Source organism: Lutibacter sp. (assembly GCF_040883305.1).
Taxonomy (GTDB): domain Bacteria; phylum Bacteroidota; class Bacteroidia; order Flavobacteriales; family Flavobacteriaceae; genus Lutibacter.
The window spans coordinates 1-9,785 of the sequence record NZ_JBFLKT010000185.1; the positions used below are offsets into that span (position 1 = coordinate 1).

The 9,785-nt window shown below is 31.3% G+C and carries 9 protein-coding genes and 1 pseudogene; 4 read left to right on the forward strand and 6 right to left on the reverse strand.

The genetic code is table 11. The annotated features are described in order from the left end of the window. A partial coding sequence (locus AB1Z17_RS05915) for a gliding motility protein RemB (protein ID WP_368050873.1) occupies positions 1-1,838 on the forward strand: 1,838 nt, incomplete at its 5' end. 97 nt (positions 1,839-1,935) lie between these two features. On the opposite strand, the gene AB1Z17_RS05920 is transcribed toward AB1Z17_RS05915, so the two are convergent. Beyond that, positions 1,936-3,204: an acetyl-CoA hydrolase/transferase family protein gene (locus AB1Z17_RS05920; protein ID WP_368050874.1), complete on the reverse strand. Its 1,269-nt coding sequence runs from the start codon at positions 3,202-3,204 to the stop codon at positions 1,936-1,938. Positions 3,205-3,368: 164 nt separating this feature from the next. Between AB1Z17_RS05920 and map the strand changes: the two genes are divergently transcribed. Together map and AB1Z17_RS05930 are read left to right on the forward strand one after the other, a co-directional pair. Next, positions 3,369-4,187 (forward strand): type I methionyl aminopeptidase, encoded by an 819-nt coding sequence (map, locus tag AB1Z17_RS05925; RefSeq protein WP_368050875.1) that lies wholly within the window; start codon positions 3,369-3,371, stop codon positions 4,185-4,187. A gap of 48 nt (positions 4,188-4,235) precedes the next feature. Beyond that, positions 4,236-5,003 (forward strand): class I SAM-dependent methyltransferase, encoded by a 768-nt coding sequence (locus AB1Z17_RS05930; RefSeq protein WP_368050876.1) that lies wholly within the window; start codon positions 4,236-4,238, stop codon positions 5,001-5,003. A 3-nt stretch (positions 5,004-5,006) separates the two neighbouring features. On the opposite strand, the gene AB1Z17_RS05935 is transcribed toward AB1Z17_RS05930, so the two are convergent. Next, entirely contained in the window at positions 5,007-5,993 is a 987-nt protein-coding gene (locus tag AB1Z17_RS05935; RefSeq protein ID WP_368050878.1) for an FAD:protein FMN transferase, read from the reverse strand. 132 nt (positions 5,994-6,125) lie between these two features. Between AB1Z17_RS05935 and AB1Z17_RS05940 the strand changes: the two genes are divergently transcribed. Continuing rightward, a complete protein-coding gene (locus tag AB1Z17_RS05940; RefSeq protein ID WP_368050879.1) occupies positions 6,126-6,965 on the forward strand; it encodes a flagellar motor protein MotB in 840 nt (279 codons plus the stop codon). A gap of 102 nt (positions 6,966-7,067) precedes the next feature. Here AB1Z17_RS05940 and AB1Z17_RS05945 read toward each other — a convergent pair whose 3' ends face one another. The 4 genes and pseudogenes from AB1Z17_RS05945 to AB1Z17_RS05960 form a co-directional block, all read right to left on the reverse strand. Further along, the gene (locus tag AB1Z17_RS05945; RefSeq protein WP_368050880.1) at positions 7,068-7,445 is read right to left on the reverse strand and encodes a Na(+)-translocating NADH-quinone reductase subunit F; all 378 of its coding nucleotides are present in this window, start codon (positions 7,443-7,445) and stop codon (positions 7,068-7,070) included. A gap of 181 nt (positions 7,446-7,626) precedes the next feature. Then, positions 7,627-8,937, reverse strand: a complete 1,311-nt coding sequence (gene nqrF, locus AB1Z17_RS05950) for an NADH:ubiquinone reductase (Na(+)-transporting) subunit F (protein ID WP_368050882.1) — start codon at positions 8,935-8,937, stop codon at positions 7,627-7,629. 2 nt (positions 8,938-8,939) lie between these two features. After that, positions 8,940-9,677, reverse strand: a complete 738-nt coding sequence (gene nqrE, locus AB1Z17_RS05955) for an NADH:ubiquinone reductase (Na(+)-transporting) subunit E (RefSeq protein WP_368050881.1) — start codon at positions 9,675-9,677, stop codon at positions 8,940-8,942. A 3-nt stretch (positions 9,678-9,680) separates the two neighbouring features. Next, positions 9,681-9,785, reverse strand: a pseudogene (locus tag AB1Z17_RS05960) (NADH:ubiquinone reductase (Na(+)-transporting) subunit D); the annotation flags it as partial.

The following is a 9,785-nucleotide window of genomic DNA, read 5'->3' on the forward strand; positions in this document are numbered from 1 at the left end:
CAACTGGAAATTTTAAAGTGTTGTATGTAAATTCACCGTATAAAGAATTAAAAACGGAAGTGGAACGTGTTTTTAAAACGCTTCCTAAAATAACACCCGCAAAATTCAATAATCATGCTATAGAAATGCAATTTATATTTCCATTGGTAATTCCTTTAGAAAATAATAAACATATTGATGAGGTTGTTGCGCAAGAAGTTAAAAAGATTGAAGTTCTGGAAAAGCCAACCCCATTAGAAATTTTAACTGAAAAAAGCTTCTTCCCAGAACATACAAGTGCTTTAAATATTCCTATAACAAGTTCAGAATATAATGTTTATAATTATTATTTAAATCAAGCTGAAAACACACATACTTCCATAAAACCCTATGTTTATAATGAAGTTAATGCCTTTATTGATTTAGATTCTCAAAAAAATAATCTAATAAAACCTAAAACCACTTGGTTTGGACGAAAATTGTTAAATGAACACATGGCAAACGTAAAAGGCAAGGATTTTTGGTTTACAATAGACCCAATTGTTGATTTACAGGTTGGGAGAGATAGTGAAGATATTAATACGTTTAACAATACAAGAGGTGTTCAAATAAATGGTGGACTTGGAAAAAATCTTAATTTTTCAACAAGTTTTTATGAAAGTCAAGGGCGTTTTGCAAACTATTTTAATACATACGCTGAGTCTATAAAACCAGATGGTGGAAACCCAGCAATTATTCCAGGTAGAGGAATTGCAAAAGACTTTAAGTCAGACGCATACGATTACCCTATTGCGGAAGCATATATGTCTTATACACCAAGTAACTATTTTAATTTTCAGTTTGGAACTGGGAAAAATTTTATTGGTGATGGGTATCGCTCTTTATTTTTATCAGATGTTGCTTCACCATATCCTTATTTTAAAATAAACACCAGTTTTTGGAAAATTAAGTACACAAATTTATGGATGTCTATGCAAGATGTAAGGCCAGAATTAACAGTTGATGGAGCTTATAAAAAGAAGTTTATGGCAATACATTATTTAAGTTGGAATGTTTCCAGAAAAATAAATATTGGTCTTTTTGAAACCGTAATTTGGGATACAACAAATGATAGAGGATTTGATATGAATTATCTAAATCCATTAATTTTTTATACAGCAGCAGAATTTGGAGCAGGATCCAGAGCTGGAAATACCTTGATAGGGTTAAGTTTAAAGTACAAACATAAAAACATGGCGTTATATTCTCAATTTTTAATTGATGAATTTAGAATTTCTGAGGTTACAAGTTCAAATGGTTGGTGGGGAAACAAAAACGGACTTCAAATTGGAGTTAAATTCTACAATGCTTTTAAAGTTGAAAATTTATTTTTTCAAATTGAACACAATGCAGTAAAACCTTATACGTATTCACATGATGAATTAAATTATAATTTTGGACATAACAACCAGCCATTAGCGCATTTATGGGGTTCAAATTTTAATGAAACTATTTTTATTGCCAGGTATTCAAAAAACAGATGGTTTGCAAATTCTAAAATTGTAATTGGGAAAAAAGGATTTGATTTTAATTCAACTTCAGACAATTTTAGCTACGGAGGAAATATTTATAGAGATAACGATGATAGAGTTTCAGATTATGGAAACAAAATAGGGCAAGGTAACGAAGCTTCGATAGCAATTGCCGATTTACAAGTTGGATATTTGGTAAACCCAGCAACAAATTTAAAATTATTTGCAGGAATTACTTTTAGAAATTTTGAGCCAGTGACACCTGCATCAGATTTTGAAAGTTCTAATACTACGTGGATTTCATTTGGTTTAAAAACCGATGTTTTTAATTGGTATTTTGATTTTTAAGAGTATTATAAAAACAAAAAAATAGCGGATTTTTAAGGTCCGCTATTCTTAAAGCTAGTTTAAGAGTTTTTCTTAAAAATTGTATGTTAATCAATTACTAACTTGTAGCTTCAAAATATTCTCGCTCCATACTTTCTCTAAAATCTGGGTGAGAAATTTTTATTAATTCAGCAACACGCTGGTCAATAGTTTTTCCATATAAATTTGCAACTCCATACTCAGTAACTATATAATGTACGTGAGATCTTGTAGTAACAACTCCTGCTCCTTTATTTAAAAAAGGAACAATTCTACTAATCCCTTTATTGGTTACAGATGGTAATGCAATAATTGCTTTTCCGCCGTCACTTAAAGAAGCTCCTCTAATAAAATCCATTTGTCCACCAACACCAGAAAACATATTTGCTCCAATTGAATCTGCACAAACTTGCCCAGTTAAATCTACCTGAATAGCAGAATTAATTGCTACCATTCTAGGGTTTTGGCGAATATTAGAAACACTATTGGTATAATCACACGAACGCATTTCAATAAATGGATTGTCATCTACATAATCATACAAACGTTTAGAACCGCCTAAAAATGTTGTTAAAGCTCTACCTGCATTTATTCCTTTGTAATTTCCGTTTATTACATCTTTTAAAATTAAATCAATTACTCCATCAGAAAACATTTCGGTGTGTAACCCTAAATCTTTATGATTCCCTAAACGCGTTAGTACCGCATTTGGAATAGAGCCAATTCCCATTTGTAAAGTACTTCTATCTTCAATTAATTCCGCAATATAATCGCCTATAGTACATTCTATTTTAGATGGAATTGGCATATGAAACTCGTGAATAGGAGCGCTTTCTTCTACAAAAGTATTTAATTCTGAAATATGAATTAAACCTTCTCCATGAACTCTTGGCATTTGATCATTTATATGAGCAATTACATGTTTTGCATTTGCAATTACGGCTAAAATTGCTTCAACAGAAACACCTAATGAGCAATATCCATGTTTATCGGGTGTAGAAACTTGTATTAATGCAACGTCAACAGGCAACACATTTTTTTTGAATAAATTTGGTACTTCACTCAAAAATACGGGTGTATATGATCCATTTCCTGCTTTTAGAGTATGACGCACATTTTTACCTATAAAAAGTGAATTTACATGAAAACTATCTTTGTATTTTGGATCTGCATAAGGAGCATCGCCTTCAATATGTAAATGGCAAACTTCTACATCTCTTAATTCTTCATGTCTTGCAGACATCGCATTAATTAATATTTGAGATGCTGAGGCTGCTGCCTGAATATATACTCTATCGTTAGATTTTATAACTTTTACCGCTTCTTCAGCAGATACCGCTTTATACATAATATATTATTAAAAATGATGCCGTAAATTTACTAAGGATATAATAAAAAAAGCCTGTCAAATGTCACTTTTTTTACATTTTATTCAATTTGTTTATATTTGCAACTCAATCTGTATATTTTCTTTTTTTGATTTACCTTTGCAAAAATTAATATAAAATTGAAATGATACTTATTAAAACACGAGAAGAAATAGAATTAATGCGACAAAGTGCATTAATTGTGTCTAAAACTTTAGGATTATTAGCTAAAGAAGTGAAACCTGGAGTTACAACGTTGTTTTTAGATAAATTAGCGGAAGAGTTTATTAGAGATAATGGCGGAATTCCGGGATTTTTAGGTTTGTATGATTTCCCAAACACACTTTGTATGAGTCCAAATGCTCAAGTTGTACACGGAATACCTAATGATAAACCTTTAGAAGAAGGAGATATAATTTCAATAGATTGTGGTGTTTTAAAAAACGGATTTTACGGAGACCACGCGTATACTTTTGAGGTTGGCGAAGTAGCTCCGGAAATTAAAAAATTGTTGCAAGTAACAAAAGAAAGTTTATACGCTGGTATAAGAGAGTTTAAAGTTGGAAATAGAGTAGGAGATGTTGGTTTCGCAATTCAAAATTATTGTGAAAAAAGAGGATATGGCGTTGTGAGAGAATTGGTTGGTCACGGATTGGGAAGATCGATGCACGAAGATCCAGAAATGCCTAATTATGGAAAAAGAGGAAGAGGGAAAAAATTCATTGAAGGAATGGTTGTTGCTATAGAACCAATGATAAATTTAGGAACCCATAGAATTAATCAATTAAACGATGGTTGGACTATTTTAACAAAAGATAACAAACCAAGTGCTCACTTTGAGCACGATGTTGCTATTGTAAATGGAAAACCAGAATTACTTTCTACATTTAAATATGTGTACCAGGCATTAGGGATTGAAAGTAACGAAGAAGATGAATTTAGAGCAACACCATTGGTTTTGTAATATATTTTAAACTCTAAGAATAGCTTGTTTTAAAGGTAAATCAACTAGATGTTAACTAAAATTTTTAAATTTTTTTTGAATGCTGTGCCACGTCCAGTGCTAATTAAAATTAGTTATTGGGTTACTCCATTAGTTTCATTTTTATTTAAAGGAACAACTTTTAAAGATCCTATTGATGGTAAAAGTTTTAGAAAAATGTTGCCTTATGGCTATGGAGCACAACGTACAAATGCACTTTCTCCAAGCACACTTTCTTTAGAACGCCATAGATTGTTATGGTTGTATTTAAAAAATGAAACAGATTTTTTTACAGAACAAAAAAAAGTACTGCACATTGCACCAGAACAATGCTTTTTAAAGCGTTTTAAAGAACAACCAAACCTAGATTATATTACGGCTGATTTGTATTCTCCAATTGCAGATGTAAAAGCAGATATTTGCGATTTACCTTTTGAAGAAAATTCGTTTGATGTGGTTTTTTGCAATCATGTATTAGAGCATATTGTAGATGATGTAAAAGCTATGAGTGAATTGTACCGCGTTTTAAAACCAGGAGGTTTAGGTGTTTTTCAAATTCCTCAGGATTTGAGTCTGGATGAAACTTATGAAGATTTTTCAATTACTTCAAAAGAGGAAAGAAAAAAACACTTTGGACAATATGATCACGTTCGAGTATATGGAAAAGATTATTTTAATCGATTGAGAAATGCTGATTTTACAGTAAGTGAGGTTGATTATTCCAAAACCCTTTCACCTGAATTGATTACAAAATACTGTTTGGTAAAAGGTGAAATTTTACCGGTTTGTACTAAATAGAATTTAGTTTTCAAAATTTGCAGAAGCGAATGTTTTTATTTCACCATCCTCGTCAGCATAAATTAAAAACGCCTTTAATTCGTTGTGTTTTTTTAAAAATGCGATGGATTTATCTAATCCCATCGCCATAAATGCTGTTGCATAACCATCAACATCGGCACAATCTCCCTTAGATATTACAGACGCACTTAATAAGTTGCTTTCGCTGGCATATCCTGTTTTTGCATTAATTGTATGTACATATTTTTTACCGTTAGTAGTAGTACGGTATTTTCTGTAATTTCCAGAAGTTGCCATGGCTTCATCTTTTAATTGAATAATAGTAGCAAATGAACGCGTGCCATCTTCATTTGGGTTTTCAATAGCTATTTTCCAAAATTCATCTTTCTGATTTTTGCCTCTCACTCTAATTTCACCGCCAATTTCTACCATATAATTATAAATACTGGCAGCCTCAAATTGTCTTGCTATAAGATCTACTAAATATCCTTTACCAATAGCATTAAAATCAACATAAATTTCTGGATATAATTTTGTTACTTTTTTATTTAAAAGGCTTACTTTATTAAAACCAACAAACTTTAAGAGTGAATGTATTTTAAGCGAATCTAATTCGTTAATTTTAGCTCCAGGACCAAATCCCCAGGCATTTACTAGAACTCCTACTGTTGGGTCGAAATCTCCATTTGTTTCATTATATATTTTTTCAGATTTTTTAAAAACTTCTTCAAAAATGTCATCAACAATAATTGTAGTGTCTCCGTGGTTTATTTTTGAAATATCGGAACTTGGAATATAAGTTGAGGTTGATGTGTTTACAGCTTTAATAATACTGTCAATTTTTAATTCGAAATTACTATCTGTCGGACTTAAATATTTTATAGAATAGGTAGTTCCAATTGCGTTTCCTTGTAAAACTTCTAACTTAGGTTGCTTGTCTTTACAAGCTACAATAAAAATTAAAGTGATAATAAACAGGTAATTCTTCATACAAAAGAGGCTAAAATTTGACTTTACAAATATAGTATATAAAAAACTCATAAATTCATCCTAAAATAAGTGATTTTATGCTAAAATAAATTTTATTTTTTTTAACTTTGATATCTTAAAATCGTTTTAATTATGAAAAAAAGTTTTGTATTGGTATTAGTAATATCAGTAGTGTTAAGTTCTTGTGTATCTAAAAAAAAGTACACAGAATTGGAGGGTAATTTTAATTCTAAAAATCAAGAATTGGTTGATACAAAAGCTGATTTAATGAAATGTAGAATTGAAAGTGAAAGTAGAGTTTCTTCTTTAGAGCAACAAGTTAAAGATTTAAGAAGTGACAAAGAAAAAACGTTGGAGTATGTTGACAATTTAACGGTATTATCTAAATCTGCTTCCGATAATATTAAGGAGACATTAGCTCAAATGGGTAAAAAAGATGAATATATACAACATGTTCAGAAAGCAATGACTCGTAAAGATTCTATTAATTTAGCATTAGGTTTCCAATTGAAAAGTGTGTTAAAAGATGGATTTAACGATGAAGACATTCAGGTTGATGTTGAGAAAACAGTTGTTTATATTTCTATTGCAGATAAGTTATTATTTAAAAGTGGAAGCGCAACAATTTCTTCTGATGCAAAAAGAGTGTTAGGTAAAGTTGCTGATGTAATTGCTGCACAAAAGAATCTTGAAGTTATGGTTGAAGGTTACACAGACAACAAACCAATTAGTACAGCAGGTATTAAAGATAACTGGGACTTGAGTGTTAAACGTGCAACTTCTGTGATTAGAGTACTTCAAAATGACTTTAATATTGTTCCTGAGCGTTTAATTGCTGCAGGAAGAAGTGAGTACAAACCATTAGAAACAAACGATACTGTTGAAGGTAGAGCTAGAAATAGAAGAACTCGTATTGTTTTAATGCCACAATTAGAGCAATTCTTTGATCTTTTAGAGCAAAAAGTAAACTAAGAAAGTAATTAGATACTTTAAAAAGCACGCCATTGGCGTGCTTTTTTTATGGCGTATGTTTACAAATTTTATTAATTGCATTGCTTTAAGAAGGTTACATTATTAATTCAAAGCAACCTCTAAATAATGTAAGCCATCATATTGTAAAGCATATTCTTTATTTAACAATGGAGGTGTTTTAATATCGTTTTTAGCACCTAAGCCAATTCCTGCAAATATTACTTTGGCGTTGTTTTTTCTTGCATGTACTTTAAAGGTTTCCATCCAATTCGCATCATAGGTAATGCCTAATTCATTAATAGGTCCTGTTTTTACAATAACAAAATAACGTTGGTTATTTTTATCAACACACACAAATTGAGGGTTTCTTTTTAATTGGCTGTTAACCGCTAAAAATTCGTAGCCTTTGGCTTCTAAATCTTTTCCAACAATATTCATTGCTAAGTTAAGTTGTTCTTGAGTTGAAAGTGGTCTGCTCATGTTATGATTACTTTTTTTGTGCTAAAAGCAAACCTAACAGTTTTATGAACCTGTTAGGTTGAATAAAAAATCCGATACAAATGTACCGGATTTTTTAAAATTAGTATGTTTTTAATTATTAATTAGACGTCATTTCAACTCTAGCTCAATGACCGATTTCGACTTTGTATAATAATCGCTATTACCCTCCAAAATCATCAAATCTGATATTTTCATCAGCTAAACCGAAATCTTCACCCATTTTTTGAACTGCTTTATTCATTAATGGAGGTCCACAGAAATACAATTCTAAGTCTTCTGGAGATTCGTGTTTAGATAAATATTCATCTATTACAGATTGATGCACAAATCCAGTAAATCCATCACCTTTTGGATCATCTGCATCTTTTTTATTCACCCAATTGTCTTCAGGAGCTGGCTCAGATAATACTAAGTAGAATTTGAAGTTAGGAAACTCTTTTTCTAATTCGTAAAAATGCTCTAAGTAGAATAATTCGCGTTTAGAACGTCCACCGTACCAATACGTTACTTTTCTACCAGTTTTTAAGGTTTTGAATAAATGGTATAAATGTGAGCGCATTGGAGCCATACCAGCACCACCACCAACATATAACATTTCAGCATCAGATTCGTTTATAAAGAACTCACCATAAGGACCGGAAATTGTTACTTTATCTCCTTTTTTACAATTGAAAATATAGGAAGAAGCAATACCAGGATTTACAGTCATCCAACCATTTTTAGTTCTATCCCAAGGCGGTGTTGCAATACGAACATTCAACATAATTTCTCTTCCTTCTGCAGGATAAGAAGCCATTGAATATGCACGTTCAACCAACTCAGTATTTTTCATTTTTAAATCCCATAAACCGAATTTATCCCATTCAACTTGAAATTTATCTGGAGTTTCGTGTTCTTCAGGATGTGCAGTAATGTCCATATCTTTAAAATCCACTTCACATTCTGGAATTTCAATTTGAATATATCCACCTGCTTTATAGCCCATGTCTTCTGGAATTTCAACAACAAATTCCTTAATAAAAGATGCTACATTATAATTTCTTACAACAGTTGCTTCCCATTTTTTAATTCCGAAAACTTCTTCAGGAATAGTAATATTCATATCCTGTTTTACTTTAACCTGACATGCTAAACGCGCTCCGTCTTTTAATTCTTTACGCGTAAAGTGAGGTGTCTCGGTTGGTAAAGCTTCTCCACCACCAGAAAGCACGTGACACTCGCATTGAATACAAGTTCCACCACCACCACAGGCAGAAGGTAAAAATATTTTTGCTGCACTTAAAGTTGTTAATAATGTATCACCAGAACCTACTTCAATTTCTTTTTCACCATTAATTGTAATTTTTACAGGGCCAGAAGGAGATAATTTTTGTTTTACATATAATAATAGAGCAACTAATAATAGTGTTAAAACTAAAAACGCGATTACAGTTGCTACAATTGTACCTAAGGTATTTGTTGCTAATATCATCATTACTCTATAATTTCTTTTTCGTTATTGGCTAATTCAATAGCTTCTTCTTTGCTAATATCAATGCTGTTATTTTCAGAAGGAGTTACTATTGCAGTTTCTTCTGTAGTTGCCTCATCATCTCCTCCAGTTAACATTCCTCCAAAACTCATAAATCCAATTGCCATTAAACCTGTTATAATAAATGTAATTCCTAAACCCCTAAGTGGAGCAGGAATATTTGAATATCTAATTTTTTCACGAATAGCAGCAATTGTTAAGATTGCTAAAAAGAATCCTATACCTGAACTAATTCCATAATTAAATGCCAAATCTAAAGAAGCAATTTCTCTTGATTGCATAAATAACGATCCTCCTAAAATAGCACAGTTTACCGCAATTAAAGGTAAAAATATACCTAAAGAGTTGTACAGTGCAGGAGCAAATTTTTCTACAATAATTTCAACTAATTGCACCATTGTTGCAATAGTTGCAATAAACATAATAAATGAAAGAAAACTTAAATCGTACGTTGCGTATTCTTCACCAAGCCATTTTAAGGCTCCTTCTTGTAATATATATTGATCTAACAACCAGTTTAAGGGAACGGTAATTGCCATTACAAATATAACGGCTGCTCCTAAACCAACTGCAGTAGAAACTTTTTTAGATACAGCAAGGTAAGAACACATTCCAAGGAATGTTGCAAATACCATATTATCTACAAATATTGACTTAAAAAATAATTCTATATGTTCCATATTCTAGTTATCTTCTATTAATGATGTATTTCTTGAGCGTTGCACCCAAATAATAATTCCTACAGTTATTAATGCCATTGGCGCTAACAACATAAATCCGTTGTTTTC

Coding starts and splice junctions, on each gene's coding strand:
- AB1Z17_RS05920 (WP_368050874.1), bottom strand. CDS start 3,204: ATGTATAAAGCGGTATCTGCTGAAGAAGCGGTAAAAGTTATAAAATCT.
- map (WP_368050875.1), top strand. CDS start 3,369: ATGATACTTATTAAAACACGAGAAGAAATAGAATTAATGCGACAAAGT.
- AB1Z17_RS05930 (WP_368050876.1), top strand. CDS start 4,236: ATGTTAACTAAAATTTTTAAATTTTTTTTGAATGCTGTGCCACGTCCA.
- AB1Z17_RS05935 (WP_368050878.1), bottom strand. CDS start 5,993: ATGAAGAATTACCTGTTTATTATCACTTTAATTTTTATTGTAGCTTGT.
- AB1Z17_RS05940 (WP_368050879.1), top strand. CDS start 6,126: ATGAAAAAAAGTTTTGTATTGGTATTAGTAATATCAGTAGTGTTAAGT.
- AB1Z17_RS05945 (WP_368050880.1), bottom strand. CDS start 7,445: ATGAGCAGACCACTTTCAACTCAAGAACAACTTAACTTAGCAATGAAT.
- nqrF (WP_368050882.1), bottom strand. CDS start 8,937: ATGATATTAGCAACAAATACCTTAGGTACAATTGTAGCAACTGTAATC.
- nqrE (WP_368050881.1), bottom strand. CDS start 9,677: ATGGAACATATAGAATTATTTTTTAAGTCAATATTTGTAGATAATATG.